Source organism: Pseudomonas sp. AC463 (genome assembly GCF_979253585.1).
In genome coordinates, this window is the sequence record NZ_CEEDDZ010000003.1 from 249577 (window position 1) to 275289 (window position 25713).

General features: G+C 61.9%; 26 protein-coding genes. 19 read left to right on the forward strand and 7 right to left on the reverse strand.

All coding sequences use genetic code 11. The features are described from left to right. The first annotated feature begins 13 nt into the window (after nt 1-13). The 15 genes from AC0IYH_RS05210 to AC0IYH_RS05280 all read left to right on the forward strand — a co-directional run bounded on the left by AC0IYH_RS05210 (nt 14) and on the right by AC0IYH_RS05280 (nt 15852). Nucleotides 14-427: an NADH-quinone oxidoreductase subunit A gene (locus tag AC0IYH_RS05210; RefSeq protein ID WP_003219575.1), complete on the forward strand. Its 414-nt coding sequence runs from the start codon at nt 14-16 to the stop codon at nt 425-427. 10 nt (nt 428-437) lie between these two features. Continuing rightward, nucleotides 438-1112 carry a NuoB/complex I 20 kDa subunit family protein gene (locus tag AC0IYH_RS05215; RefSeq protein WP_012724951.1) on the forward strand — a complete coding sequence of 225 codons (675 nt, stop codon included), beginning with the start codon at nt 438-440 and terminating at the stop codon, nt 1110-1112. 71 nt (nt 1113-1183) lie between these two features. Next, complete coding sequence (gene nuoC, locus AC0IYH_RS05220) at nt 1184-2968, forward strand: NADH-quinone oxidoreductase subunit C/D (RefSeq protein ID WP_099587016.1); 1785 nt, start codon at nt 1184-1186, stop codon at nt 2966-2968. Nucleotides 2969-2970: 2 nt separating this feature from the next. After that, the gene (nuoE, locus tag AC0IYH_RS05225; protein ID WP_056861694.1) at nt 2971-3468 is read left to right on the forward strand and encodes an NADH-quinone oxidoreductase subunit NuoE; all 498 of its coding nucleotides are present in this window, start codon (nt 2971-2973) and stop codon (nt 3466-3468) included. Then, nucleotides 3465-4820 (forward strand): NADH-quinone oxidoreductase subunit NuoF, encoded by a 1356-nt coding sequence (gene nuoF, locus AC0IYH_RS05230; RefSeq protein WP_099587018.1) that lies wholly within the window; start codon nt 3465-3467, stop codon nt 4818-4820. The genes nuoE and nuoF overlap by 4 nt, the downstream gene beginning before the upstream one ends. 135 nt (nt 4821-4955) lie before the next feature. Continuing rightward, on the forward strand, nt 4956-7670 hold the full coding sequence (gene nuoG / locus AC0IYH_RS05235) for an NADH-quinone oxidoreductase subunit NuoG (RefSeq protein ID WP_471833139.1): 2715 nt from the start codon (nt 4956-4958) through the stop codon (nt 7668-7670). Continuing rightward, nucleotides 7667-8674 carry an NADH-quinone oxidoreductase subunit NuoH gene (gene nuoH, locus AC0IYH_RS05240; protein WP_057721782.1) on the forward strand — a complete coding sequence of 336 codons (1008 nt, stop codon included), beginning with the start codon at nt 7667-7669 and terminating at the stop codon, nt 8672-8674. The genes nuoG and nuoH overlap by 4 nt, the downstream gene beginning before the upstream one ends. A gap of 11 nt (nt 8675-8685) precedes the next feature. Continuing rightward, on the forward strand, nt 8686-9234 hold the full coding sequence (gene nuoI, locus AC0IYH_RS05245) for an NADH-quinone oxidoreductase subunit NuoI (RefSeq protein WP_003174725.1): 549 nt from the start codon (nt 8686-8688) through the stop codon (nt 9232-9234). A 9-nt stretch (nt 9235-9243) separates the two neighbouring features. Beyond that, nucleotides 9244-9747: an NADH-quinone oxidoreductase subunit J gene (gene nuoJ, locus AC0IYH_RS05250; RefSeq protein WP_016974946.1), complete on the forward strand. Its 504-nt coding sequence runs from the start codon at nt 9244-9246 to the stop codon at nt 9745-9747. A gap of 2 nt (nt 9748-9749) precedes the next feature. Further along, nucleotides 9750-10058, forward strand: coding sequence for an NADH-quinone oxidoreductase subunit NuoK (gene nuoK, locus AC0IYH_RS05255; RefSeq protein WP_003174727.1), 309 nt, complete (start codon nt 9750-9752; stop codon nt 10056-10058). After that, nucleotides 10055-11908, forward strand: coding sequence for an NADH-quinone oxidoreductase subunit L (nuoL, locus tag AC0IYH_RS05260; RefSeq protein ID WP_122771664.1), 1854 nt, complete (start codon nt 10055-10057; stop codon nt 11906-11908). The genes nuoK and nuoL overlap by 4 nt, the downstream gene beginning before the upstream one ends. A 46-nt stretch (nt 11909-11954) precedes the next feature. Continuing rightward, a complete protein-coding gene (gene nuoM / locus AC0IYH_RS05265; protein ID WP_010209575.1) occupies nt 11955-13487 on the forward strand; it encodes an NADH-quinone oxidoreductase subunit M in 1533 nt (510 codons plus the stop codon). Between the two features lie 7 nt (nt 13488-13494). Beyond that, nucleotides 13495-14958, forward strand: a complete 1464-nt coding sequence (gene nuoN, locus AC0IYH_RS05270) for an NADH-quinone oxidoreductase subunit NuoN (RefSeq protein ID WP_116629781.1) — start codon at nt 13495-13497, stop codon at nt 14956-14958. Between the two features lie 239 nt (nt 14959-15197). After that, nucleotides 15198-15548 (forward strand): toxin, encoded by a 351-nt coding sequence (locus tag AC0IYH_RS05275; RefSeq protein WP_471833142.1) that lies wholly within the window; start codon nt 15198-15200, stop codon nt 15546-15548. Next, complete coding sequence (locus AC0IYH_RS05280; RefSeq protein ID WP_116629782.1) at nt 15538-15852, forward strand: helix-turn-helix domain-containing protein; 315 nt, start codon at nt 15538-15540, stop codon at nt 15850-15852. The genes AC0IYH_RS05275 and AC0IYH_RS05280 overlap by 11 nt, the downstream gene beginning before the upstream one ends. Nucleotides 15853-15976: 124 nt before the next feature. On the opposite strand, the gene AC0IYH_RS05285 is transcribed toward AC0IYH_RS05280, so the two are convergent. Next, a complete protein-coding gene (locus AC0IYH_RS05285) occupies nt 15977-16804 on the reverse strand; it encodes an arylamine N-acetyltransferase family protein (RefSeq protein ID WP_471833143.1) in 828 nt (275 codons plus the stop codon). Between the two features lie 120 nt (nt 16805-16924). Between AC0IYH_RS05285 and AC0IYH_RS05290 the strand changes: the two genes are divergently transcribed. Then, nucleotides 16925-17161, forward strand: a complete 237-nt coding sequence (locus tag AC0IYH_RS05290; protein ID WP_122771660.1) for a DUF6555 family protein — start codon at nt 16925-16927, stop codon at nt 17159-17161. 30 nt (nt 17162-17191) lie between these two features. On the opposite strand, the gene AC0IYH_RS05295 is transcribed toward AC0IYH_RS05290, so the two are convergent. Continuing rightward, a complete protein-coding gene (locus AC0IYH_RS05295) occupies nt 17192-17389 on the reverse strand; it encodes a DUF6021 family protein (protein ID WP_471833145.1) in 198 nt (65 codons plus the stop codon). A 12-nt stretch (nt 17390-17401) separates the two neighbouring features. Then, nucleotides 17402-17581, reverse strand: a complete 180-nt coding sequence (locus AC0IYH_RS05300) for a hypothetical protein (RefSeq protein WP_101271747.1) — start codon at nt 17579-17581, stop codon at nt 17402-17404. 112 nt (nt 17582-17693) lie between these two features. Here AC0IYH_RS05300 and AC0IYH_RS05305 point away from each other — a divergent pair, with 112 nt between their 5' ends. After that, the gene (locus AC0IYH_RS05305; protein ID WP_471833147.1) at nt 17694-18215 is read left to right on the forward strand and encodes a DUF3087 family protein; all 522 of its coding nucleotides are present in this window, start codon (nt 17694-17696) and stop codon (nt 18213-18215) included. Between the two features lies 1 nt (nt 18216). On the opposite strand, the gene AC0IYH_RS05310 is transcribed toward AC0IYH_RS05305, so the two are convergent. The 3 genes from AC0IYH_RS05310 to AC0IYH_RS05320 all read right to left on the reverse strand — a co-directional run bounded on the left by AC0IYH_RS05310 (nt 18217) and on the right by AC0IYH_RS05320 (nt 21763). Beyond that, nucleotides 18217-19350, reverse strand: a complete 1134-nt coding sequence (locus tag AC0IYH_RS05310; protein ID WP_471833149.1) for an MFS transporter — start codon at nt 19348-19350, stop codon at nt 18217-18219. A gap of 66 nt (nt 19351-19416) precedes the next feature. Then, nucleotides 19417-20781 carry an MFS transporter gene (locus AC0IYH_RS05315; RefSeq protein WP_471833151.1) on the reverse strand — a complete coding sequence of 455 codons (1365 nt, stop codon included), beginning with the start codon at nt 20779-20781 and terminating at the stop codon, nt 19417-19419. A 121-nt stretch (nt 20782-20902) separates the two neighbouring features. After that, nucleotides 20903-21763, reverse strand: coding sequence for a Dyp-type peroxidase (locus AC0IYH_RS05320; protein ID WP_471833153.1), 861 nt, complete (start codon nt 21761-21763; stop codon nt 20903-20905). Between the two features lie 138 nt (nt 21764-21901). Between AC0IYH_RS05320 and AC0IYH_RS05325 the strand changes: the two genes are divergently transcribed. Beyond that, on the forward strand, nt 21902-23518 hold the full coding sequence (locus AC0IYH_RS05325; RefSeq protein WP_471833155.1) for an NADP-dependent glyceraldehyde-3-phosphate dehydrogenase: 1617 nt from the start codon (nt 21902-21904) through the stop codon (nt 23516-23518). A gap of 155 nt (nt 23519-23673) precedes the next feature. Further along, nucleotides 23674-24735: an FUSC family protein gene (locus tag AC0IYH_RS05330; protein WP_122771651.1), complete on the forward strand. Its 1062-nt coding sequence runs from the start codon at nt 23674-23676 to the stop codon at nt 24733-24735. Nucleotides 24736-24867: 132 nt separating this feature from the next. Here AC0IYH_RS05330 and AC0IYH_RS05335 read toward each other — a convergent pair whose 3' ends face one another. After that, nucleotides 24868-25626, reverse strand: coding sequence for a TetR/AcrR family transcriptional regulator (locus AC0IYH_RS05335; RefSeq protein WP_116629792.1), 759 nt, complete (start codon nt 25624-25626; stop codon nt 24868-24870). Nucleotides 25627-25713 lie beyond the last annotated feature (87 nt).

The following is a 25713-nucleotide window of genomic DNA, read 5'->3' on the forward strand; positions in this document are numbered from 1 at the left end:
AAGGATTTCCAGCATGACCGAAGCGACAGGACTCATGGCCCACAACTGGGGCTTTGCCATTTTCCTCCTCGGTGTTGTCGGCCTCTGCGCCTTCATGCTCGGCGTCTCCAGCCTCCTCGGGTCAAAAGCCTGGGGCCGCAGCAAAAACGAACCGTTCGAGTCCGGCATGCTACCTACAGGTGGCGCCCGCTTGCGGCTCTCAGCCAAATTCTATCTGGTCGCGATGCTGTTCGTGATCTTCGATATCGAAGCCCTTTTTCTCTTTGCCTGGTCTGTGTCCGTCCGCGAAAGCGGCTGGACCGGATTCGTCGAAGCTCTCGTTTTCATAGCAATTCTGTTGGCAGGCCTTGTCTACCTATTTCGAGTGGGCGCCCTTGACTGGGCTCCGGAAGCTCGTCGTAAGCGGCAAGCGAAGCTGAAACAATGAGGCTTTGGCGATGCAATACAATCTCACCAGGATCGACCCGGATGCTCCTAACGATCAGTACCCTATCGGCGAACGGGAAACCGTTTCCGATCCGTTAGAAGATCAAGTCCACAAAAACATCTACATGGGCAAACTCGAAGACGTGCTGAGTGGCGCGGTCAACTGGGGGCGTAAAAACTCCCTGTGGCCGTACAACTTCGGCCTTTCGTGCTGCTACGTGGAAATGACCACCGCCTTCACGGCGCCCCACGACATCGCGCGCTTTGGCGCCGAAGTTATTCGGGCATCACCGCGCCAGGCGGATTTCATGGTTATCGCCGGTACCTGCTTTATCAAGATGGCGCCGATCATTCAGCGTCTCTATGAGCAAATGCTCGAACCGAAGTGGGTTATCTCCATGGGTTCGTGCGCCAACTCCGGTGGCATGTACGACATCTACTCCGTCGTTCAAGGGGTGGACAAGTTCCTGCCCGTGGACGTCTACGTGCCTGGCTGCCCGCCCCGCCCTGAAGCATTCCTGCAAGGCTTGATGCTGTTGCAGGAATCGATTGGCAAGGAGCGTCGCCCGCTTTCCTGGGTAGTCGGTGATCAAGGCGTTTATCGCGCCGAGATGCCGTCACAAAAGGAACAGCGCCGCGAACAGCGAATCGCAGTCACCAACCTGCGCAGCCCCGACGAAGTCTGATCCAGACCGCTTCTTTTATAGAACGAAAACCTGGCTTCATTCTTTACGTTGACCGAAAGCGATAAAAAACCATGACTACAGGCAGTGCTCTGTATATCCCGCCTTATAAGGCAGACGACCAGGATGTGGTCGTCGAACTCAACAACCGTTTTGGCCCTGACGCCTTCACCGCCCAGGCCACGCGCACCGGTATGCCGGTGCTGTGGGTGGCGCGTGCCAAGCTCGTCGAAGTCCTGACCTTCCTGCGCAACCTGCCCAAGCCGTACGTCATGCTCTATGACCTGCATGGCGTGGACGAGCGTCTGCGCACCAAGCGTCAAGGCCTGCCGAGCGGCGCCGATTTCACCGTGTTCTACCACCTGATGTCGCTGGAACGTAACAGCGACGTGATGATCAAGGTCGCCCTCTCCGAGAGCGACCTGAGCGTCCCGACCGTGACCGGTATCTGGCCGAACGCCAGCTGGTACGAGCGTGAAGTCTGGGACATGTTCGGTATCGACTTCCCGGGCCATCCGCACCTGACGCGCATCATGATGCCGCCGACCTGGGAAGGTCACCCGCTGCGCAAGGACTTCCCTGCGCGCGCCACCGAATTCGACCCGTTCAGCCTCAACCTCGCCAAGCAGCAGCTTGAAGAGGAAGCGGCACGCTTCCGTCCGGAAGACTGGGGCATGAAGCGCTCCGGCACCAACGAGGACTACATGTTCCTCAACCTGGGCCCGAACCACCCTTCGGCTCACGGTGCCTTCCGTATCATCCTGCAGCTGGACGGCGAAGAAATCGTCGACTGCGTACCGGACATCGGCTACCACCACCGTGGTGCCGAGAAGATGGCCGAACGTCAGTCGTGGCACAGCTTCATCCCCTACACCGACCGTATCGACTACCTCGGCGGCGTGATGAACAACCTGCCGTACGTGCTCTCGGTCGAGAAGCTGGCCGGCATCAAGGTCCCGGACCGCGTCGACACCATCCGCATCATGATGGCCGAGTTCTTCCGGATCACCAGCCACCTGCTGTTCCTGGGTACATACATCCAGGACGTCGGCGCCATGACCCCGGTGTTCTTCACCTTCACCGACCGCCAGCGCGCCTACAAGGTCATCGAGGCCATCACCGGTTTCCGTCTGCACCCGGCCTGGTACCGCATCGGCGGCGTGGCCCACGACCTGCCGAACGGTTGGGAGCGCCTGGTCAAGGAATTCATCGACTGGATGCCCAAGCGTCTGGACGAGTACCAAAAGGCTGCGCTGGATAACAGCATCCTCAAGGGTCGTACCATCGGCGTCGCCGCCTACAACACCAAAGAGGCCCTGGAATGGGGCGTCACCGGTGCCGGCCTGCGCTCGACTGGCTGTGACTTCGACCTGCGTAAAGCGCGCCCGTACTCCGGCTACGAGAACTTCGAATTCGAAGTCCCGCTGGCCGCCAACGGCGATGCCTACGACCGTTGCATCGTGCGCGTCGAAGAAATGCGCCAGAGCTTGAAAATCATCGAGCAGTGCATGCGCAACATGCCGGCAGGCCCGTACAAGGCGGATCACCCGCTGACCACGCCGCCGCCCAAAGAGCGCACGCTGCAGCACATCGAAACCCTGATCACGCACTTCCTGCAAGTTTCGTGGGGCCCGGTGATGCCGGCCAACGAATCCTTCCAGATGATCGAAGCGACCAAGGGTATCAACAGTTATTACCTGACGAGCGATGGCGGCACCATGAGCTACCGCACCCGGATTCGTACTCCAAGCTTCCCGCACTTGCAGCAGATCCCTTCGGTGATCAAAGGCGAGATGGTCGCGGACTTGATTGCGTACCTGGGTAGTATCGATTTCGTTATGGCCGACGTGGACCGCTAAGCATGAATAGCACGCTTATCCAGACAGACCGTTTCACCCTGAGTGAAACCGAGCGCTCGGCCATCGAGCACGAGCTGCATCACTACGAAGACCCGCGCGCGGCGTCGATCGAAGCCTTGAAGATCGTCCAGAAGGAACGTGGCTGGGTGCCGGACGGCGCCCTCTACGCCATCGGCGAGATCCTTGGCATCCCGGCGAGCGACGTTGAAGGGGTGGCGACGTTCTACAGCCAGATCTTCCGCCAGCCGGTGGGCCGCCACATCATTCGCGTGTGCGACAGCATGGTCTGCTACATCGGTGGCCACGAATCGGTGGTCAGCGAGATCCAGAACAAGCTCGGCATCGGCCTCGGCCAAACCACTGCGGACGGCCGCTTCACGCTGCTGCCGGTGTGCTGCCTGGGCAACTGCGACAAGGCGCCGGCGTTGATGATCGACGACGACACATTCGGTGACGTGCAGCCAGCTGGCGTCACCCAATTGCTCGAGGGCTACCCATGACCCTTACATCTTTCGGCCCGGCCAACCTGATCAAGCGTTCGCCTGAAACCCATCCGCTGACCTGGCGCCTGCGTGACGATGCCGAGCCGGTCTGGCTCGACGAGTACCAGGCCAAGAACGGTTACGCGGCGGCGCGCAAAGCCTTCGCCGACATGGCCCAGGACGACATCGTCCAGACCGTCAAGGACGCAGGCTTGAAAGGCCGCGGCGGTGCAGGCTTCCCCACGGGTGTGAAGTGGGGCCTGATGCCCAAGGACGAATCCATCAACATCCGCTACCTGCTGTGCAACGCGGATGAAATGGAGCCGAACACCTGGAAAGACCGCATGCTGATGGAGCAACTGCCCCATCTGCTGATCGAAGGCATGCTGATCAGCGCCCGCGCGCTCAAAACCTACCGGGGCTACATCTTCCTGCGCGGCGAATACACCACCGCCGCCAAGCACCTCAACCGTGCCGTGGCAGAAGCCAAGGCGGCAGGCCTGCTGGGCAAGAACATCCTCGGCTCGGGTTTTGACTTCGAGCTGTTCGTGCACACCGGCGCCGGGCGTTATATCTGCGGTGAAGAAACCGCGCTGATCAACTCCCTCGAAGGCCGCCGCGCCAACCCGCGCTCCAAGCCGCCCTTCCCTGCCGCCGTGGGCGTGTGGGGCAAGCCGACCTGCGTGAACAACGTCGAAACCCTGTGCAACGTACCGGCGATCATCGCCGACGGCGTGGACTGGTACAAATCCTTGGCCCGCGAAGGCAGCGAAGACATGGGCACCAAGCTCATGGGCTTCTCCGGCAAGGTCAAGAACCCCGGCCTGTGGGAGCTGCCATTCGGTGTGACCGCCCGCGAGCTGTTCGAGGACTATGCCGGCGGCATGCGTGACGGCTACACCTTGAAAGCCTGGCAACCAGGCGGTGCCGGTACCGGCTTCCTGCTCCCTGAGCATCTGGACGCACAAATGTATGCCGGCGGCATCGGCAAGGTGGGCACCCGGATGGGTACCGGCCTGGCGATGGCGGTCGACAACACCGTGAACATGGTCTCGCTGCTGCGCAACATGGAGCAGTTCTTTGCCCGTGAGTCGTGCGGCTTCTGCACCCCATGCCGCGACGGTTTGCCGTGGAGCGTGAAGCTGCTGATGGCGTTGGAAAATGGCGAAGGCCGCGAGGGTGATATCGAAACCCTGCTCGGTCTGGTCGGCTTCCTCGGCCCAGGCAAGACCTTTTGTGCTCACGCACCGGGCGCCGTGGAGCCATTGGGCAGCGCCATCAAATACTTCCGCTCGGAGTTCGAAGCCGGCATCGCGCCTACCAGCGCCGCCGTCCCGCCTCTGGCAAGGCCGATCGTAGTCGGCGCATAACGATTTAACAGGCGAAGGGTCCGTGCCCTTCGCCTGCTCATGGGCTGACGCCGTAAAGGCTGTGTTGATGCCCATGAATAACAAGATTCCATTAGCCACGCCCGCTGACAACGGGCCAACGAAGAACTTTGAACCATGGCCACTATCCACGTAGACGGCAAAGCGCTCGAAGTCGATGGGGCAGACAACCTGTTACAGGCATGTCTGTCACTAGGCCTCGACATCCCGTATTTCTGCTGGCACCCCGCGCTTGGTAGCGTCGGTGCCTGTCGCCAGTGTGCGGTCAAGCAATACACCGACGAGAACGACACCCGTGGTCGTATCGTCATGTCGTGCATGACCCCAGCCACCGACAACACCTGGATCTCCATCGAAGATGAAGAATCCAAGGCGTTCCGCGCCAGCGTTGTCGAATGGCTGATGACCAACCACCCCCACGACTGCCCGGTCTGTGAGGAAGGCGGTCACTGCCACCTGCAAGACATGACGGTGATGACCGGCCACAACGAGCGCCGTTATCGCTTCACCAAGCGTACCCACCAGAACCAGGACCTCGGCCCGTTCATTTCCCACGAAATGAACCGCTGCATCGCCTGCTATCGCTGCGTACGCTTCTATAAAGACTACGCCGGCGGCACCGACCTGGGCGTATTCGGCGCCCACGACAACGTGTACTTCGGTCGCGTTGAAGACGGCGTGCTCGAAAGCGAGTTCTCCGGCAACCTCACCGAGGTCTGCCCGACCGGTGTGTTCACCGACAAGACGCACTCCGAGCGCTACAACCGTAAGTGGGACATGCAGTTCGCCCCGAGCATCTGCCATGGCTGCTCCAGCGGTTGCAACATCTCCCCGGGCGAGCGCTACGGCGAACTGCGTCGTATCGAAAACCGCTTCAACGGTTCGGTCAACCAGTACTTCCTGTGCGACCGTGGCCGTTTCGGCTATGGCTACGTCAACCGCAAGGACCGCCCTCGCCAGCCGCTGCTGGCCGATGGTGCCAAGCTCAGCCTGGACGCGGCGCTGGATAAAGCCGCCGACCTGCTGCGCGGCCGCAATATCGTCGGTATCGGTTCGCCGCGCGCCAGCCTCGAAAGCAACTTCGCGTTGCGCGAGCTGGTCGGCGCCGAGCACTTCTACAGCGGTATCGAAGCCGCAGAGCTGGAGCGTATCCGTCTGGTCCTGCAGGTGCTGAACGACAGCCCGCTGCCCGTGCCGAACATGCGCGACATCGAAGACCACGATGCCATTTTCGTGCTCGGTGAAGACCTGACCCAAACCGCAGCGCGCGTGGCCCTGTCCCTGCGCCAGTCGGTCAAAGGCAAGGCCGAAGACATGGCCGACGCCATGCGCGTCCAGCCGTGGCTTGACGCTGCGGTGAAAAACATCGGCCAGCACGCGCTGAACCCGCTGTTTATCGCGAGCCTGGCTGAAACCAAGCTCGACGACATCGCCGAAGAGTGCGTGCACGCAGCACCCGACGACCTGGCCCGCATCGGTTTCGCCGTGGCCCACGCCCTCGACGCCAGCGCGCCTGCCGTCGACGGCCTGGACACTGAAGCCGTGGAACTCGCCCAGCGCATCGCCGACGCCCTGCTGGCCGCCAAGCGCCCATTGATCATTGCCGGTACCTCGTTGGGTTCCAAGGCGCTGATCGAAGCCGCGGCCAATATTGCCAAAGCCTTGAAGCTGCGCGACAAGAACGGCTCCATCAGCCTGGTGGTGCCGGAAGCCAACAGCCTCGGCCTGGCCATGCTCGGTGGCGAGTCCCTGGACGCCGGCCTGCAAGCGGTGATCGACGGCAATGCCGACGCCATCGTGGTGCTGGAAAACGACCTCTACACCCGCACCGATGCCGCCAAGGTTGACGCCGCGCTGAATGCGGCCAAAGTGCTGATCGTCGCCGACCACCAGAAGACCGCCACCAGCGATCGCGCCCAGCTGGTATTGCCAGCGGCGAGCTTCGCCGAAGGCGACGGCACCCTGGTCAGCCAGGAAGGCCGCGCCCAGCGCTTCTTCCAGGTGTTCGATCCGAAGTACATGGACGCCAGCATCCTGGTGCACGAAGGCTGGCGCTGGCTGCATGCCCTGCGCGCTACCCTGTTGAACCAACCGATCGACTGGACCCAGCTCGACCACGTGACCGCCGCCACCGCCGCAAGCGCGCCGCAGCTGGCACGTATCGTCGACGCTGCACCGTCCGCCGCGTTCCGCATCAAGGGCATGAAACTGGCCCGTGAACCGCTGCGCTACTCCGGTCGTACCGCCATGCGCGCCGACATCAGCGTGCACGAACCGCGTACCCCGCAAGACCACGACACCGCGTTTGCCTTCTCCATGGAAGGTTACTCGGGTTCGGTCGAACCGCGTCAGCAGGTGCCATTTGCCTGGTCGCCGGGCTGGAACTCGCCGCAGGCCTGGAACAAGTTCCAGGACGAAGTCGGTGGTCACATCCGTGCTGGCGACCCGGGCACCCGCCTGATCGAAAGCACCGGTGACTCGCTGAACTGGTTCGCTGCGGTACCGCGTCCATTCAACCCGGCCCAGGGCACCTGGCAGGTTGTGCCGTTCTTCCACCTGTTCGGCAGCGAAGAGACCTCTTCCAAAGCCGCGCCGGTGCAAAGCCGCATCCCCGAAGCCTACGTGTCGGTGGCCAAGTCCGAAGCCGACCGCCTCGGCGTCAACGACGGTGCCCTGCTCAGCCTGAACGTGGCCGGCCAGACCCTGCGTCTGCCGCTGCGCATCAACGATGAGTTGGGTGCCGGCCTGGTTGCATTGCCAAAAGGCCTCGCGGGTATCCCGCCGGCGATCTTCGGTAAAACCGTTGACGGTCTGCAGGAGGCAGCGCAATGACTTGGTTCACCCCTGAAGTGATCGACGTGATCATCTCGGTCGTCAAGGCCATCGTGATCCTGTTAGCCGTGGTCGTTGCGGGCGCCCTGCTCAGCTTCGTCGAACGTCGCCTGTTGGGCTGGTGGCAGGACCGTTACGGTCCGAACCGCGTTGGCCCGTTCGGCATGTTCCAGATCGCGGCCGACATGCTGAAAATGTTCTTCAAGGAAGACTGGACCCCGCCGTTTGCCGACAAGGTGATTTTCACCCTGGCACCGGTCGTGGCCATGAGCGCCTTGCTGATCGCCTTTGCCGTTATCCCGATCACCCCGACCTGGGGCGTGGCGGACCTGAACATCGGCTTGCTGTTCTTCTTCGCCATGGCCGGTCTGTCGGTCTACGCGGTGCTGTTCGCCGGTTGGTCGAGCAACAACAAGTTCGCCCTGCTGGGCAGCTTGCGGGCCTCGGCCCAGACCGTGTCCTACGAAGTGTTCATGGGCCTCGCGCTGATGGGCATCGTGGTGCAGGTCGGCTCGTTCAACATGCGCGACATCGTCGAGTACCAGGCGCAGAACCTGTGGTTCATCATTCCGCAGTTCTTTGGCTTCTGTACCTTCTTCATTGCTGGCGTGGCCGTGACTCACCGTCACCCCTTCGACCAGCCGGAAGCGGAACAGGAACTGGCCGACGGTTACCACATTGAATATGCCGGCATGAAGTGGGGCATGTTCTTCGTCGGTGAATACATCGGCATCATCTTGATCTCGGCCCTGCTGGTCACGCTGTTCTTCGGCGGCTGGCACGGTCCATTCGGCATTCTGCCGCAGTTGGCGTTCTTCTGGTTCTTCCTCAAGACCGCGTTCTTCATCATGTTGTTTATCCTGCTGCGCGCTTCCATTCCGCGTCCACGATACGACCAGGTGATGGATTTCAGCTGGCGCTTCTGCCTGCCGCTGACCCTGATCAATTTGCTGGTGACTGCTGCCGTTGTGTTGTTGAACACGCCAGCGGGCGCGGTTCAGTGAGGATTTGACCCATGTTCAAATATATTGGCGACATCGTTAAGGGTACCGGTACCCAGTTGCGAAGCCTGGTGATGGTTTTCGGCCATGGCTTTCGCAAACGCGACACCCTGCAATACCCGGAAGAAGCGGTGTACCTGCCGCCGCGCTACCGCGGCCGCATCGTACTCACCCGCGACCCCGATGGCGAAGAGCGTTGCGTAGCCTGCAACCTGTGCGCCGTGGCGTGCCCGGTGGGTTGCATCTCCCTGCAGAAAGCTGAAACCGAAGACGGTCGCTGGTACCCGGACTTCTTCCGCATCAACTTCTCGCGCTGCATTTTCTGCGGCCTCTGCGAGGAAGCTTGCCCGACCACCGCAATCCAGCTCACGCCGGATTTCGAGATGGCCGAGTTCAAACGTCAGGACCTGGTGTACGAGAAAGAAGATCTGCTGATCTCTGGTCCCGGTAAAAACCCTGATTACAACTTCTATCGTGTTGCAGGTATGGCCGTTGCCGGTAAGCCGAAAGGCGCCGCACAAAACGAAGCCGAGCCGATCAACGTGAAGAGCTTGCTGCCTTAAGGAAGAAAGATGGAATTCGCTTTCTATTTCGCGTCGGGTATTGCGGTTGTGTCCACGCTTCGCGTGATCACCAACACCAACCCCGTGCACGCCCTGCTCTACCTGATCATTTCGCTGATCGCCGTGGCCATGACCTTCTTTGCACTCGGCGCACCGTTCGCCGGCGTGCTGGAAGTGATCGCCTACGCCGGCGCCATCATGGTGCTGTTCGTGTTTGTGGTGATGATGCTCAACCTGGGACCGGCTTCGGTCGCCCAGGAACGCGTCTGGCTCAAGCCCGGCATCTGGCTCGGCCCGGTCATCCTCGCGGCACTGCTGCTAGGTGAACTGCTGTATGTGCTGTTCGCTCACCAGAGCGGCCAGGCCATCGGCCACACCACCGTAGACGCAAAAGCCGTGGGCATCAGCCTGTTTGGCCCGTACCTGCTGGTGGTCGAACTGGCGTCGATGCTGCTGCTCGCTGCAGCCATCACGGCCTTCCACTTGGGCCGCAACGAAGCCAAGGAGCAATGACGATGCCTGCTATCCCTTTGGAGCATGGTCTGGCGGTCGCCGGCATCCTGTTCTGCCTTGGCCTGGTCGGCCTGATGGTTCGCCGTAACATTCTGTTCGTGTTGATGAGCCTGGAAATCATGATGAACGCTGCCGCACTGGCGTTCATCGTGGCGGGCGCACGTTGGGGCCAGCCGGATGGACAAGTCATGTTCATCCTGGTGATCAGCCTGGCAGCCGCCGAAGCCAGTATTGGCCTGGCGATCCTGCTGCAGCTGTACCGTCGCTTCCACACGCTTGATATCGACGCTGCCAGTGAGATGCGCGGATGAACATGATCTTTCTGACTTTCGTATTTCCCCTGATCGGTTTCCTGCTGCTGTCGTTCTCTCGCGGGCGCTGGTCGGAAAACCTCTCGGCCTTGATCGGCGTGGGTTCGATTGGCCTGTCGGCCATCGTGGCCGCCTACGTCATCTGGCAATTCAACGTGGCACCGCCGGAAGGCGGCCACTACACCCTGGTGCTGTGGCAGTGGATGTCGGTGGAGGGCTTCAAGCCCAACTTCGCCCTCTACGTCGATGGCCTGTCGATCACCATGCTCGGCGTGGTGGTGGGTGTAGGCTTCCTGATCCACCTGTTCGCGTCCTGGTACATGCGCGGTGAAGCGGGTTACTCGCGCTTCTTCTCGTACACCAACCTGTTTATCGCCAGCATGCTGTTCCTGGTACTCGGCGATAACCTATTGTTCCTGTACTTCGGCTGGGAAGGCGTGGGCCTGTGCTCGTACCTGTTGATCGGTTTCTACTACAGCAACCGCAACAACGGCAACGCGGCACTCAAGGCCTTTATCGTCACCCGGATCGGCGACGTGTTCATGGCCATCGGCCTGTTCATCCTGTTCCAACAGGTGGGCACGCTGAACATCCAGGAACTGCTGGTGCTGGCACCGCAGAAATTCCAGGTCGGCGACTTCTGGATCACCCTGGCGACCCTGATGCTGCTGGGCGGCGCCGTGGGTAAATCCGCGCAACTGCCGCTGCAAACCTGGCTGGCGGACGCGATGGCCGGCCCTACCCCGGTTTCTGCACTGATCCACGCCGCAACCATGGTAACCGCCGGTGTCTACCTGATCGCGCGTACCCACGGCCTGTTCACCCTGGCGCCGGACATCCTGCATCTTGTAGGGATCGTCGGTGGCGTGACCCTGGTACTGGCCGGCTTCGCCGCGCTGGTGCAGACCGACATCAAGCGCATCCTCGCCTACTCGACCATGAGCCAGATCGGCTACATGTTCCTGGCCCTGGGCGTTGGCGCCTGGGACGCGGCGATCTTCCACCTGATGACCCACGCCTTCTTCAAGGCCCTGCTGTTCCTTGCTTCCGGTGCGGTGATCGTTGCCTGCCACCACGAGCAGAACATCTTCAAGATGGGCGGCCTGTGGAAGAAACTGCCTTTGGCCTACGCCAGTTTCATCGTCGGTGGTGCCGCCCTGGCCGCCCTGCCATTGGTGACCGCCGGTTTTTACTCGAAAGACGAAATCCTCTGGGAAGCTTTCGCCAGCGGTAACCAGAACCTGCTGTACGCAGGCCTGGTGGGTGCGTTCATGACCTCGCTGTACACCTTCCGCCTGATCTTCATCACCTTCCACGGTGAAGCCAAGACCGAAGCACACGCAGGCCACGGCATCTCCCACTGGCTGCCATTGTCGGTGCTGATCGTCCTGTCGACCTTCATCGGCGCCATGATCACCCCGCCACTCGCCGGTGTACTGCCGGAAAGCGCCGGGCATGCCGGTGGCGCCGCCAAGCACAGCCTGGAAATCGCCTCGGGCGCCATCGCCCTGGCCGGTATCCTGCTGGCTGCGCTGCTGTTCCTCGGCAAGCGTCGCTTCGTCACCGCCGTGGCCAACAGTGGCATCGGCCGCTTCCTGTCGGCCTGGTGGTTCGCTGCCTGGGGCTTCGACTGGATCTACGACAAACTGTTCGTCAAGCCGTACCTCGCCATCAGCCATGTACTGCGTAAAGACCCGCTCGACCAGACCATCGGTTTGATCCCGCGCGCCGCCAAGGCCGGTCACACCGCCTTGAGCCGCAGCGAGACCGGCCAGTTGCGTTGGTATGCAGCTTCCATGGCCCTCGGTGCCGTGCTGGTGATCGGCGCCATCGTTGTGGTAGCGGTCTGACTATGTCTATGCACTTTGCGAACTTGCGAAAGGAAACGAGCCCGTCATGATTCTGCCCTGGCTAATCCTGATCCCCTTTATCGGCGGCCTGCTCTGCTGGATGGGTGAACGCTTCGGCGCCACCCTCCCCCGCTGGATTGCGTTGCTGACCATGTCCCTGGAACTCGCGCTCGGCCTCTGGCTGTGGGCCCATGGCGACTATTCATTTGCTCCGGCACCGGGCGTCGACCCCACCTTCGCGCTTGAATTCAAGCACGTGTGGATCCAGCGCTTCGGCATCAACGTGCACCTGGCCCTCGACGGCCTGTCGCTGTTGATGATCCTGCTGACCGGCCTGCTGGGTATCCTCTCGGTACTCTGCTCCTGGAAAGAAATCCAGCGTCACGTGGGCTTCTTCCACCTGAACCTGATGTGGATCCTGGGCGGCGTCGTCGGCGTGTTCCTTGCGCTGGACCTGTTCATGTTCTTCTTCTTCTGGGAAATGATGCTGGTGCCGATGTACTTCCTCATCGCGCTCTGGGGTCACAGTTCTTCGGACGGCAAGAAAACCCGGATCTACGCGGCGACCAAGTTCTTCATCTTCACCCAGGCTTCCGGCCTGATCATGTTGGTGGCGATCCTGGGTCTGGTACTGGTCAACTTCAACAACACCGGCGTGATTACCTTCAACTACGCCGACCTGTTGAAAACCAAGATGTCCCTGACCACCGAGTACATCCTGATGCTGGGCTTCTTCATCGCCTTCGCGGTGAAGCTGCCGGTGGTGCCGTTCCACTCCTGGCTGCCGGATGCTCACGCCCAGGCGCCGACTGCCGGCTCCGTGGACCTGGCCGGTATCCTGCTGAAGACTGCGGCTTATGGTCTGCTGCGTTTTGCCCTGCCGCTGTTCCCGAATGCCTCGGCCGAGTTTGCGCCGATCGCCATGACCCTGGGTCTGATCGGGATCTTCTACGGTGCATTCCTGGCCTTCGCGCAAACCGACATCAAGCGTCTGATTGCCTTCTCGTCCGTTTCCCACATGGGTTTCGTCCTGATCGGCATCTACTCCGGCAGCCAATTGGCGCTGCAGGGCGCAGTGATCCAGATGCTGGCTCACGGTGTGTCGGCCGCTGCACTGTTTATCCTCAGTGGCCAGCTGTACGAGCGCCTGCATACCCGTGACATGCGTGAAATGGGTGGCGTGTGGTCGCGCATCGCGTACCTGCCGGCGATCAGCCTGTTCTTCGCTGCCGCGTCCCTGGGCTTGCCGGGTACCGGCAACTTTATCGGCGAGTTCCTGATCCTGATGGGTGCCTTCGTGCAAACGCCGTGGATCAGTGCGATTGCTACCTCCGGCCTGGTGTTTGGTTCGGTTTACTCGTTGATCATGATCCACCGCGCCTACTTCGGCCCGGCCAAGTCCGACACCGTCCTGCAAGGGATGGATGCTCGCGAACTGATCATGGTGCTCGGCCTTGCGGTATTGCTGATTTACATCGGCGTGTACCCGCAACCGTTCCTGGACACTTCTGCCGCAACGATGCATGGCGTGCAGCAGTGGTTCGGCACCGCCTTCTCTCAACTCGCTTCGGCCCGGTAAGAGCGCTATGGAATTCACGATCCAACACTTTATCGCGCTTGCGCCGCTGCTGATCACCAGCCTCACCATCGTGGTGGTGATGCTGGCGATCGCCTGGCGCCGCAATCATTCGCAAACGTTCCTGCTGTCCTGTGCCGGCTTGAACCTGGCCCTGCTGTCGATCATCCCGGCCCTCAAGGTCGCGCCATTGGCGGTGACGCCGCTGATGATGGTCGATGACTTCGCGCTGCTGTACATCGCCCTGATCCTGGTCGCGACCCTGGCCTGTGTCACCCTCGCCCACGCCTACCTCGGCGAAGGCGGCACGGGTTACCCAGGCAACCGCGAAGAGCTGTACCTGCTGATCCTGCTGGCTGCGGCCGGCGGTATCGTGCTGGTCAGCGCGCAGCACCTGGCCGGCCTGTTCATCGGGCTGGAACTGCTGTCGATCCCGACCTACGGCCTGGTGGCCTACGCCTTCTTCAACAAGCGCTCCCTGGAAGCCGGCATCAAGTACATGGTGCTGTCGGCCGCCGGTTCCGCGTTCCTGTTGTTTGGTATGGCCCTGCTTTACGCAGAAGCCGGCAGCCTGAGCTTCACCGGTATCGGCCACGCCCTGGCCGCCACCAGCATGCCTGCGCCGATTGCCCAACTGGGCCTGGCAATGATGCTGATCGGCCTGGCGTTCAAGCTCTCCTTGGTGCCGTTCCACCTGTGGACCCCGGACGTGTACGAAGGCGCCCCGGCGCCGGTGGCTGCGTTCCTGGCTACCGCTTCCAAGGTCGCGGTGTTTGCGGTGATGGTGCGTCTGTTCCAGATCTCGCCGGCGGCCAACACCGGTGTGCTGAGCGATGTGCTGACCGTGATCGCCATTGCGTCGATCCTGTTCGGTAACCTGCTGGCCCTGACCCAGAACAACCTCAAGCGTCTGCTCGGTTACTCCTCCATCGCGCACTTCGGCTACCTGCTGATCGCCCTGGTGGCGAGCAAAGGCCTGGCCGTGGAAGCCATGGGCGTGTACCTGGTCACTTACGTGATTACCAGCCTCGGCGCCTTCGGCGTGATCACGCTGATGTCCTCGCCGTTCAAAGGCCGTGACGCCGACGCCCTGTACGAATACCGCGGCCTGTTCTGGCGCCGTCCGTACCTGACCGCGGTACTCACCGTGATGATGCTGTCCCTGGCCGGTATCCCGCTGACCGCCGGCTTTATCGGCAAGTTCTACATTGTCGCGACCGGTGTTCAAGCCCACGAATGGTGGTTGGTTGCCTCCCTGGTACTGGGCAGCGCCATCGGCGTGTTCTACTACCTGCGCGTGATGGTCACCCTGTACCTGATCGAACCAAACCTGCGCCGCGTAGACGCCGAGCTGCACTGGGAACAGAAAGCCGGTGGCGTGATGCTGCTGGCCATCGCCCTGCTCGCCTTCTTCCTGGGCGTGTACCCACAACCGTTGCTCACCCTGGTGCAGCACGCGGTGCTGGGCGTTTGATCGGTTAGTCAGATGCGGTAAACAAAACGGCGCCTTCGGGCGCCGTTTTGCGTTTCTGGAGAGCAATGGTTCCACCCTTCGCCACTCGCAGAATTTTCCTATTTCCTCCGCCTCTTCGTCCGGCATCTATGCGCCTGGGGCGGCCGTATGGTGGTTGCGTTTTAGGAAAGTTCCCACAGCCCCGTCACTTGACCCCAGGCGCGTGGGCCAGCAACCTATACGCAGTCTACGTACAGAACATGGATGATCTATTTATCGAACTGCCAGCCTTCGAGCGGCATCGCAAAGATTATCTGAGTGACGAGCTTTTCCAGGGTTTTCAACAGGAGTTGATGAAAAACCCGGAAGCAGGCGACGTGATCGAGGGAACCGGCGGGCTACGCAAGGTTCGCTTCGTCGATGAGCGGCGCAACAAAGGTAAACGCGGGGGCCTGCGGGTCATTTACTACTGGTGGTCAGGTGGCACGCAGTTCTGGCTATTCACCCTGTACGGCAAACACGAACAGGACGACCTGGCCCCCCACCACAAAAAAGCCCTAAAACACATGCTGGACAGGGAAATCAAAGCGAGAACACATCATGAAACGTGAAATCTTTTCCGAACTGGTCGAAGGCTTCGACGCTCTGGCCGAAGAGCGCCAAGGCAAAGTCACCCTGCGGACCCACAAGGTTCAACTCAACAACCTGGCCCCGCTGACGGCCGAAGAAGTGGTAGCCGTGCGCCAGCAACTCAACCTCTCACGCTCGGTGTTCGCCATGTACCTGCGCACGAATGTGCGCACGCTGGAAAACTGGGAACAGGGCCGGGCCAAGCCGAATGCCCAGGCAGCTACCTTGATTCGCCTGGTGGCGCGGTTTCCGGAAACCGTGGCACAACTCGCCGCGCTGGGCTAATGGATGACACTGTGGCGAGCCTGCTTGCCACAGTACGCGCGCTCCTGGAACGCGGTGCTTGGCTCGAATTACTTGCCTGAATCTGGAGGTAAAAAGCTTCAGCGATGGCTCCATATCAATGTTTTCAAGGCGCAGCCAGTACCAGGCCATCAAGCGCCGCACGCAGTTGCGCCTCCTGCGGCAGGCGAATCCCGAAGGGTTCGCTGAGCAGCTTCAACAGCTCATCGGCGCTGTCGAGCCGGCGTTTCTCGCTGGGCTTGTCCAGATAATGAACCGCGTAGCTGGCGTTGTTCAGCGTGTGGCGTTTGCCGGCGGCCAGGCGCGCGACTTTCAACTGGCCCACAAACGGCGATTGCGGGTGGGTGGAGACGTACCAGTTGCCGATTTCGTAGTCGATATCAGCCTGCACTTGCAGGTCGAACACATACAGGCCGCGCCACTCATGAGCGACCTGCGCCCACAGCGTGTAGCGGCCCTGCCCGTCGACGCTCAGGCGATAGGGTTCGTGCGCGGTGGCTTGCACGGCCTCGCTGTCCAGCAGCAACGGGCTGCTGGGCACCATGCCGCCAAAGCCGACATCGCTGACGTAGCTCACGCCGTCCAGGGCCACCAGGCTCAGGCGATGGGTGCGCGCCGTGTGCGCATCCGCCGGCCCACCCATCACCACCCGGCCGGTGATGCCGCGCGCGTCGAAGCCCAGTTCCTGCAACAGCGCGAGGAACAGCTGGTTCAACTCGTAGCAATAACCGCCGCGCCCGTCGAGCAGTACCTTTTGCTCGACGCTGGCCAAGTCGATCGGCACTGGCAGGTGCAGCAGGGTCGACAGGCTTTCAAAGGCAAAGGTGCACACGTGGCGCAACTGCAAATCCTGCAAGGTCTGCAGCGTGGGCGGCGGCGGCGTGTCGTAGCCCAGGCGTTGCAGGTACAGGCGGCTGTGGGTCAGAGCGGGCATGGCGCAATCCTTGGGCACGGAGCGAGGGCGTCACTATGCCGCGCCGGCGTGCAGATTGTCATTTTGAATGAACCTTTTTGAACGCTTTCCCCTCCATCTATAACAAGACAGGGAGGCAACATGAGTACCGCAAAAATCTACACCATCCACTACCAACTGCACGGCCAGCCAAAGTCATTTGTGGTGCGCGCAGAAATAATGAATAACGCCGAGGCCTGGCACTGGGCGGCCGTTGATGCCGACATTGCGCATGTCAGTCGTATCGGCCGTGTGGGCCATGAGCAAGTGAAGAAAACCACGCGCCCGTGGGCCGAGAAATACGGGATCACCGAAGTGACCTGGACACCCCCCAAGTGAAAAAAAGCCCCGCTCGAAGGCGGGGCTTGTTTACGGTTTCAAGTCGCCCAACGGATCGTAGGGCGGCTTTTTTTTCGCCGGGTCTTTGTGCTCATCCAGCGGGGCGATGGCCGCGCCGATGGGGTCGACCTGCGGGTCGGACACGTCCGGCGAGTCCGGGTTGAAACCCAACTCATCCTTGTCGCGGGCCTGCTCGTTGGACGGCGGGCCGTCAGGGCGCTTGTTCATCAAAGTCTCCTGTTACAGCGGGCGAGCCTTGTCGTGAAGGTTTTCGAGGTCTTCCTCGACACGCTCTACGTCGTCGTTTTCGTCACGCTCTTTCGGGTCATTGGGGCGCAACGCATCGTTGTCGCGCTCTTCTTCACCGGGGGTGCGATCGGGGTCGGGTGTACCGGGGGGTGGCTGCTTGTATTCGGGCATGATGGGTCACCTCAAGGGGTCTACACAGGTTTAGAGAAACCGCCGTGCGGCATCGTTCAACTTGTTTGCCCAAGCGTGAGATGATGCCGGCCCCTTCTGGAGATTGCCCCGGATGTTCGAGCTGAAACCCTGCGACCCCGCTACCTACCGCCAGCAGACCCGGCGCAGCACGCTGATCGTGGCCGTGGTGTTCCTGGCCCTGGCCATGCTGCTGTCGAGCCTGGCGGTGATGCTGTTCGGCGAGCCCGGCGGCGACAATTTGCGCTTCAATGTCGGCGGCGTATTTGCCGGAGTGCTGATCACCCTTGCGCTGGTGCGCGGCCCGTTCTGGCGCCAGCCCTGGATGGCGGCGGCGGTGTATGGCTGGCAGCTCAAGCGCAGCCTGATGAGCGTGACCAATGTGATGCACGCCGTCACTGCACGCGTGCAGGCCAATGACCCGACGGCGATCAAAGTATTGCGCTTCTATCACCTGGGGCTGACGCAAATGCATGCGCTGGACGCCAACTCCAGCAGCCAGGCGCAGTTGGCGGGTGAAGTCGAGGCGCACCAGGCGAAGATGCAGCAACTGGGGATCGACCCCGCGCAAACCCGCTTCGACCCCGCCTGGCTGGAGACGTTGAAAAACCCTTGAGTCAGGCCGTTACCGTGTTGGCGCGCCAGCAGAATACCGCGCTCACGGCGATGGCCGCGCCGGCCAGGCCAAACACCCAGGGCGCCGCGGCAATCGGCAGCAACAGGCCCGCCAGCAATGGGCCGAGGCCTGCGCCGATATCGCGCCACACGGCATTCGAGGCCAAGGCCGACACGCGCATCGAGCCGGGGTTGCGCTCGGCCACCAGGGTGGTCACCAGCGGCAGCTGCAGCGCGCGCAGCACCAGCACCGCCGCCGCGCCGACCACCACCCAATAACTGCCAAACGCAGTCAGGGCCAGGGCACTCAGGAACGAAAACAGCAACAGCATCGACGTCGCGCCAAAACGCTGGGCCGCGCGGCCGCCCAGCGGGCTCAGGAGCATTTCCGACACATAGCGCAGCGCCATCAAGCCGCCGGCGATCAGCACCGCATTGCCGCCCAGCAGCTTCTGCGCCTGGATCGACAGGCCGAAAATAAACAGCCCGTCCAACGCCACGCCTTCGATAAACGACCACAGCGCCACACTGTCGGGCCACTTGAAGCGGCGCCCCGGGGTGCTGTGCAAGTCATGTCCGACGCTGGGCAAGCCGCGCGCCATCCACAGGCCCACCAGGCAACAGCCGGCCAGAATCAGAAAGATCGGACGCGGCCCCGCCCACAGCGTCAACCAGCCACCCAACAGCAACGCCAGCATCGGCCCCCAGGCGATCAACGCCCGCGAACGCCCTGCCCGCCTTGCGGCACCGGTAGGTTCCGAGGTGGCCAGCACTTGGGTCGACAGGTTCAATGCGGCAAAACACAGGCCCCAGATCAGCCGCAGCCCCAGCAATGCAGCAAAGCCCGACAGTATCGAATTGCCCAGCGCACACACGGTGGCGGCACCGGCGGCGATCATGCAGGTCAGCCGATCACCGTTGCGCGCGTAGAAATTCAACACATGGCGGTAGCCAAAAATCCGCACCAGGCGGTTGGCCGCCAGCAGCACGCCGGCCTGGGCCAGGGTGATGCCGAAGGCCTGGGACTCCATCGGCAGCAGCAGGTAGAGCAACACGTCACTGGGCAGGCACAAAGCAAGGGTCAGCGCGGCGCGGCGGGAATGGGTATCAGCGGTGCGGAGGGCCAGGCTGGACATAAATCTGAAACATCCCGAAATACTCAGGTCGCCACGGTAGCGTTCCGGCCCGCTGCTTTACAAGCGCTAAACCCGCTGTTTATACGGCAGCAGGCGCAGCCCGCTGGCCACGCTGCCCACCAACGCAAACACGCAGCCCAGCCACAGCGCGTATTGCGGGCCGCTGCCCAACGACAAATGGAAACAGAACGCCACCAACGACGCCCCCAACGTTTGCCCCAGCAAGCGTGAAATCGCCACGATGCCACTGGCACCGCCGCTGCGGGCCAAGGGCGCACTGGTCATGATCGCCTTGAGGTTGGGCGATTGGAAAAAGCCGAAACCGGCACCGCACAACGCCATACGCCAGCCGATATCGAAGGCTGAGGCGCCGCTGCCCAAGGTCGCCAGCGCCCCCATCCCGAGGCTGAGCAGCAACAGGCCGATGCCGCACAACAAGCCAAGGGACACGCGGTCGGCCAGGCGCCCCGCGACCAACGCCATCACCGCCACCACCGCTGGCCACGGCGTCATCAGAAAACCGGTTTCCACCTGGCTATGCCCCAGCACCGCCTGCAACAGAAACGGCAGCGACACAAACGCCAACCCCTGAGCGCTGAAGGCGCAGATCGCCGTGAGGGACGACAAGGCAAACACCGGCCGTTTGAACAGGTCCAGGGCCAGCATCGGCGCCGGGTGCCCGGCTTGACGGCGCAGCAGCCAGGCGCCGCACACCAGCGCCACGGCGATCAGGCCCAGGGTCAATGCGCCCTGGGCGCCGTGCACCGCCGTGCCCAGGCCCAGTACCAGCAAGGCGAACAGCCCGGCACACAGCACGGCGGCCAGACGGTCGAAGGCATGCCCGGTCATCGGCAGGGTCGGCAACGAACGCACGCCCAATGCCAGGGCCAGCAAGCCCAGCGGCACATTGATCAAGTACAGCCAATGCCAGGTCGCCACCGACAGAATCGCCGACGCCGCCGTGGGCCCCAGGGTAAACGCCAGCCCCACCACCAACGAGTTGTAACCCAGGCCGCGCCCGAGCATCTTCGACGGGTAGATATGCCGCAACAACGCCGTGTTCACACTCATGATCGCCGCCGCCCCCAGCCCCTGCACTACCCTTGCGGCAGTCAGGGTCACCAGCGAACCGGCCAGCCCGCAAAACAGCGAAGACAAAATAAACACCAGCAACCCGCCGAGGTACACCCGACGATGCCCCAGCACATCACTGAGGGACGCAAACGGCAGCACCGTGGCGATAATCGCCAGCTGGTAGGCGTTGACCACCCAGATCACGGAGGCCGAATCAGTACCAATGCCCTCGGCCAGGGTCGGCAACGCCGTGTTGACGATGGCCGTGTCCAGGGTCGCCATACCGATCCCCAGGGAGATCGCAATCACGGCCGGCAGGCGTTTATTGAGGGGCAGCCCATCGGCAACAGCAGACATGAACGATCCAGCGCAGGTGGCAGAGGCGTCTAGATTACGGGCAACGCTGATTTTTTTCAGCGACCAATGGCTTGGCTGTCGGAACTTTCATGTTTGGTGGCGACGTTCAGCGCGGGCGTGCTTAACGCAGCGCGCTCAAATCCAAATGCCTGTCCTTGATCGGCGGGCACCAGTAGTAGCCACCGGTCAACGGCGTGCTGATGCGGTACAGGCCATCGACAATCCCGTCTTCCAGGCCGCTCATGCGCCGCAGTTGTGCTTCGAACGCGTCGAACGAATGACCGAACGCAAGGAACATCAATCCCGCCTGGCCGTTCTCGGCCCACGGCATCGAGCGGCGCACCACGAAGGCTTCCGGGGTGAAGCTTTCCTGGGCGGTGCGTTTGGTGTGGGCGGATGCGGGGGCGTCGTCCAGCTCCTCGTTGTCGCCATGGCGGCGGCCGATGATGTGGTCGCGCTCCATGGCAGGCAGTGCCGCAAAACCATCAAGGTCATGTTGCCATTGCTGGATCGCGGCGAAGCTCGCGCCGCTGTCGGTCAGGGCGGCTTCAACGGCGGCGTCATCGTGAGGGTTTTCGGTGCCGTCCTCGTAGTCGGTGAGGTCGAAGCCGGTCTTGTAGCGGAAGCCTTCGGTCATCTGCACCAGGCGAAACGCCGGGGCCAGGGCTTTTTCAACGGTACGGCTGCGCAACAGCAGTTCACCGCGATCCTCACCATGCAGCCATACCCACAGCGCTTGCTGGGTGGACGGGTTGTGCGCACCCGGACCGCTGACAGCCGGGAAAGCGCGCAAGCCTTGAATTTCTGCACCAAGTGCGTTTACCAGCGGCTCACCGAAACCGACCACGGCCGCCGAATCCGCCAGCTGCACCAGTGCGTCCAGCGCAACGGGTATGGCTTCCTGGGAATCGATGGCAAAAAACAAGTGGCGTGCCTGCAATGGCACCGGTGCGGCAAGAATGCCCGGCTGGTACTGACTCATGTGAACTCCTTCAAGAAAGCCGCGCAGTTTACCCGGCGCACGCTGCGCTGCGTACAAGAAAGCGCGCAAGCCTTGCCACGACGCCCATAGTTGGGTGACTCTCTAGTCATGTTTTGCAACTATTCCAGGGGTAGCGACATGACCACCAGCAACCTGCTTGCCCAGCTGTTTCCCGCCACCGCCGCCGAGATTCCCCAGCAATTCCGTCTGGCGGCGCCCATTGAACAGCGCGATTACCTGGTGGATGGCCAGTTGCAGGTGTGGAACGGCCCGCTGGCCCAGGTGCTCAGCCCGGTGCAACTGGGTGACGAACGCGTGCACATCGGCAGCACGCCGCTGCTGGATGCCGACACCGCCCTCACCGCCCTGGATGCCGCCGTGCGCGCCTACGACCGTGGCCAGGGTGAATGGCCGACGATGCGAGTAGCCGATCGCATCCAGCACGTCGAAGCGTTTTTGCGGCGCATGCGCGAACAGCGTGAGGCGGTGGTCAAGCTGCTGATGTGGGAGATCGGCAAGAATCTCAAGGACTCGCAGAAAGAGTTCGACCGCACCTGCGACTACATCACCGACACCATCAACGCCCTCAAGGAACTCGACCGCCGCAGCAGCCGCTTCGAGCTGGAACAGGACACCCTCGGCCAGATCCGCCGCGTACCGCTGGGCGTGGCGCTGTGCATGGGGCCTTACAACTACCCGTTGAATGAAACCTTCACCACGCTGATCCCGGCGCTGATCATGGGCAACACCGTAGTGTTCAAGCCGGCCAAGCTCGGCGTGCTGCTGATCCGCCCGTTGCTGGAGGCGTTCCGCGACAGCTTCCCGGCCGGGGTGATCAACGTGATCTACGGCAGCGGCCGCGAAACCGTCAGCGCCCTGATGGCCAGCGGCAAGATCGACATCTTTGCGTTCATCGGTACCAACAAGGCCGCCAGCGACCTGAAAAAGCTGCACCCCAAGCCGCACCGCTTGCGTGCCGCGCTGGGCCTGGACGCGAAAAACCCGGGCATCGTGCTGCCCGAGGTGGACCTGGACAATGCGGTCAGCGAGGCAGTCACCGGCTCGCTGTCGTTCAACGGCCAGCGCTGCACCGCGTTGAAGATCCTGTTTGTGCATGAGGACGTGGTCGAGAGTTTTATCGAGAAATTCAACGCCAAGCTGGCCACATTGAAACCCGGCATGCCGTGGGAAGACGGCGTGGCGCTGACGCCGCTGCCGGAAGCCGGCAAGGTGGACTACCTCAACGCGCTGGTGGCCGACGCGGCGCAGCACGGCGCCAAGGTGGTGAACCCGAATGGCGGCACCAGCCGTGGCTCGTTCTTCTACCCGGCGGTGCTGTACCCGGTGAACCCGCAGATGCGCGTGTACCACGAGGAACAGTTCGGCCCGGTGGTCCCGATCGTGCCGTACCGCGACCTCGACACCGTGATCGACTATGTACTGGACTCGGACTTCGGCCAGCAACTGAGCCTCTTCGGCACCAACGCCGTGGAGGTCGGGCGTCTCGTCGACACCTTCGCCAACCAGGTCGGCCGTATCAACATCAACGCCCAATGCCAGCGCGGGCCGGACACCTTCCCCTTCAACGGGCGCAAGAACTCGGCCGAGGGCACGCTGTCGGTACATGACGCGCTGCGCGTGTTTTCGATCCGCACCCTGGTGGCCACCAAGTTCCAGGAGAACAACAAGGCGCTGGTCAGCGATATCCTGCGCAACCGCGATTCAAGTTTCCTCACAACCGACTACATCTTCTAAAGAACACTGAGGTCAAAAAATGTGGGAGGGGGCTTGCCCCCGATAGCGGTGGGTCAGCTACAGACTTGTCAACTGACACACCCTCATCGGGGGCAAGCCCCCTCCCACACTTATAATCCGAGTTTGCTCTGACCACCGAGGCCACTTTTCTACCGATGAACCTGCCCCTCTTCGCCCGGCGCCTGTTGCGCCCCCTGCTCGACCCCTACCGCCGCTATCGCCATGCCAAGCTGATCCACGCCGTGCGCGTGTCCATCGGCCTGCTGGCGACGATCCTGCTCACCACCGGCATCAACCTGCCCCACGGTGAGTGGGCGTCGGTGACCATGCTGATTGTGATCGGCGGTTTGCAGCACCACGGCAATATCGGCAAAAAGGCCGTGGAGCGCGCCTACGGCACCTTGATCGGCGCCAGCGTCGGCCTATTGCTGGTGCTGCAGCATGCCTACTTCGGCGTGCCGTTTGTTACCTACCTGCTGATGTCGGCGGTGTGCGGGTTCTTTTCCTACCATGCCATCGGCAAGGGCGGTTACATCGCACTGCTATCGGCGATCACGGTGTTTATCGTCGCCGGCCATGGTGACAACCCGATCTCGGACGGTTTGTGGCGCACGGTGGATATCCTCATCGGCATTGTGCTGGCGCTCGCGTTTTCCTTCGCCCTGCCGCTGTATGCCGTGTATTCGTGGCGCTACAACCTGGCCAGTGCCTTGCGCGATTGCGCGCAGATCTACAGTCGCATCATCAGTGGCCAGTCGGTGACTGACGATGAGCACCTGAAACTGCTCAACCGCTTGAACGCAGCGATGCTGCAGCTGCGCTCGCTGATGCCGTCGGTGTCCAAGGAAGTGCGCATCTCCATGACCGAACTGGATGCGATCCAGCGCCACCTGCGCATGTGCATCAGCACCCTGGAGATCCTCGGCAATACCCGGCCCGACCCGAAAGATGCGCAAGCAATGGCGCGGATGCAGGTGCTGTTGAAGGCCGAGCATCGGCAGATTCGCGTGCAGCTGGTTGGCATGGCGCGCGCGTTGAAGTCGGGGGTCACCGAGCGGCTGGAGCGGCCAAGCCACATCGCAGGTGGCGAGCCTGCCCTGGATGCGCCGGTGTACAGCGCCCTGGACGGCTATCGGTTGTTGACGGTGCAACTGGCGGCCAACGTGGATGCGATGCGTCAACGCCTGGCCAAAACTGCCGGGCATTGGAAAATCTAGCACTCACATTTTTTCTTACATATTTTTCACGTTTTATTCACATCCCGGGACGTAGGGTAAAGCCTCATCCGTTACAAACGTTGCACATCAAGCCCGCCGCCCCAGCGGGCTTTTTTTTGCCTGGGATTTGGTTTATCGCGACGCCTTGGCGGCAGGGGCTGCCGTTTGTTCACGAATGGCGCGTTGGGTGTCCAGCACCTTGGCCAATGCGTGTTCAGCCTCCGGGCTTTGCTGCGGCACGCGGATCGCCGCCGACACCAGGGTGATCAACTTGGCCATCACCTCGGCATCCGTGGCCGGGCGGCCCAGGCTCATGGAATTCATCAGCAAGCGCAGCTCGGTACCGGCCATGACTCCGGAAATCGCCTTAAGGGCAAATTGCAGGCGCACCCCCAGCTCGTTACGCGGCAGGTCTGGCAAGGCCAGGGCGAAGGCTTCAAAGAAGCGTTGGAACACCGGCTGGTAATGCACCTTGAGGTATTCCTGGATAAACGGCGAGGTATCGCTGTAGACCCGACCCAGGAAACGAATGAACGAACGCCCTTCCCCCGTGCTGCTGGCCGGGTCGCTACGCTCCAGGCCCATGGCCGGTGCAAACAGCACGCCCAGCAGGGTGTCGCAGTCCAGCGGGCCATCGGACTCGGCTTCGCAGCGCGCAAGCAATTCCAGGCGCTGCTCGTTGAGCGGCTCCAGGCGCTGCATCAGCAGGGTTTTCATCAGGGAATCCTTGTCCCCGAAGTGATAGTTCACGGCGGCCAGGTTCACCTGCGCTCGCTCGGTAATCTGCCGCAGCAGAACGGCGTCATAGCCGTACTTGATGAAGAGAGCCTCTGTCGCATCCAGCAATCGAGTCTTGGTGATGTTTGGAGCGCTGAGTTTCTTCGCGACCATAGAAGTTCCACGTGGGAAATATTGTTTTAAAAAATAATTTGATTTTTTATACCGGGGCCGTCGATCGAAAGCAAGTAGTGACACTCC

Bases quoted from the DNA above. Each gene is read 5' to 3' on its own strand.
- AC0IYH_RS05215 (WP_012724951.1), top strand. From the start codon at position 438: ATGCAATACAATCTCACCAGGATCGACCCGGATGCTCCTAACGATCAG.
- nuoE (WP_056861694.1), top strand. From the start codon at position 2,971: ATGAATAGCACGCTTATCCAGACAGACCGTTTCACCCTGAGTGAAACC.
- nuoJ (WP_016974946.1), top strand. From the start codon at position 9,244: ATGGAATTCGCTTTCTATTTCGCGTCGGGTATTGCGGTTGTGTCCACG.
- AC0IYH_RS05325 (WP_471833155.1), top strand. From the start codon at position 21,902: ATGACCACCAGCAACCTGCTTGCCCAGCTGTTTCCCGCCACCGCCGCC.
- AC0IYH_RS05300 (WP_101271747.1), bottom strand. From the start codon at position 17,581: ATGCCCGAATACAAGCAGCCACCCCCCGGTACACCCGACCCCGATCGC.
- AC0IYH_RS05310 (WP_471833149.1), bottom strand. From the start codon at position 19,350: ATGTCCAGCCTGGCCCTCCGCACCGCTGATACCCATTCCCGCCGCGCC.
- nuoF (WP_099587018.1), top strand. From the start codon at position 3,465: ATGACCCTTACATCTTTCGGCCCGGCCAACCTGATCAAGCGTTCGCCT.
- AC0IYH_RS05280 (WP_116629782.1), top strand. From the start codon at position 15,538: ATGAAACGTGAAATCTTTTCCGAACTGGTCGAAGGCTTCGACGCTCTG.
- AC0IYH_RS05290 (WP_122771660.1), top strand. From the start codon at position 16,925: ATGAGTACCGCAAAAATCTACACCATCCACTACCAACTGCACGGCCAG.
- AC0IYH_RS05320 (WP_471833153.1), bottom strand. From the start codon at position 21,763: ATGAGTCAGTACCAGCCGGGCATTCTTGCCGCACCGGTGCCATTGCAG.
- AC0IYH_RS05305 (WP_471833147.1), top strand. From the start codon at position 17,694: ATGTTCGAGCTGAAACCCTGCGACCCCGCTACCTACCGCCAGCAGACC.
- AC0IYH_RS05285 (WP_471833143.1), bottom strand. From the start codon at position 16,804: ATGCCCGCTCTGACCCACAGCCGCCTGTACCTGCAACGCCTGGGCTAC.
- nuoH (WP_057721782.1), top strand. From the start codon at position 7,667: ATGACTTGGTTCACCCCTGAAGTGATCGACGTGATCATCTCGGTCGTC.
- AC0IYH_RS05210 (WP_003219575.1), top strand. From the start codon at position 14: ATGACCGAAGCGACAGGACTCATGGCCCACAACTGGGGCTTTGCCATT.
- nuoG (WP_471833139.1), top strand. From the start codon at position 4,956: ATGGCCACTATCCACGTAGACGGCAAAGCGCTCGAAGTCGATGGGGCA.
- nuoN (WP_116629781.1), top strand. From the start codon at position 13,495: ATGGAATTCACGATCCAACACTTTATCGCGCTTGCGCCGCTGCTGATC.
- AC0IYH_RS05275 (WP_471833142.1), top strand. From the start codon at position 15,198: ATGGATGATCTATTTATCGAACTGCCAGCCTTCGAGCGGCATCGCAAA.
- AC0IYH_RS05315 (WP_471833151.1), bottom strand. From the start codon at position 20,781: ATGTCTGCTGTTGCCGATGGGCTGCCCCTCAATAAACGCCTGCCGGCC.
- nuoL (WP_122771664.1), top strand. From the start codon at position 10,055: ATGAACATGATCTTTCTGACTTTCGTATTTCCCCTGATCGGTTTCCTG.
- nuoM (WP_010209575.1), top strand. From the start codon at position 11,955: ATGATTCTGCCCTGGCTAATCCTGATCCCCTTTATCGGCGGCCTGCTC.
- nuoI (WP_003174725.1), top strand. From the start codon at position 8,686: ATGTTCAAATATATTGGCGACATCGTTAAGGGTACCGGTACCCAGTTG.
- AC0IYH_RS05335 (WP_116629792.1), bottom strand. From the start codon at position 25,626: ATGGTCGCGAAGAAACTCAGCGCTCCAAACATCACCAAGACTCGATTG.
- AC0IYH_RS05330 (WP_122771651.1), top strand. From the start codon at position 23,674: ATGAACCTGCCCCTCTTCGCCCGGCGCCTGTTGCGCCCCCTGCTCGAC.
- AC0IYH_RS05295 (WP_471833145.1), bottom strand. From the start codon at position 17,389: ATGAACAAGCGCCCTGACGGCCCGCCGTCCAACGAGCAGGCCCGCGAC.
- nuoC (WP_099587016.1), top strand. From the start codon at position 1,184: ATGACTACAGGCAGTGCTCTGTATATCCCGCCTTATAAGGCAGACGAC.
- nuoK (WP_003174727.1), top strand. From the start codon at position 9,750: ATGCCTGCTATCCCTTTGGAGCATGGTCTGGCGGTCGCCGGCATCCTG.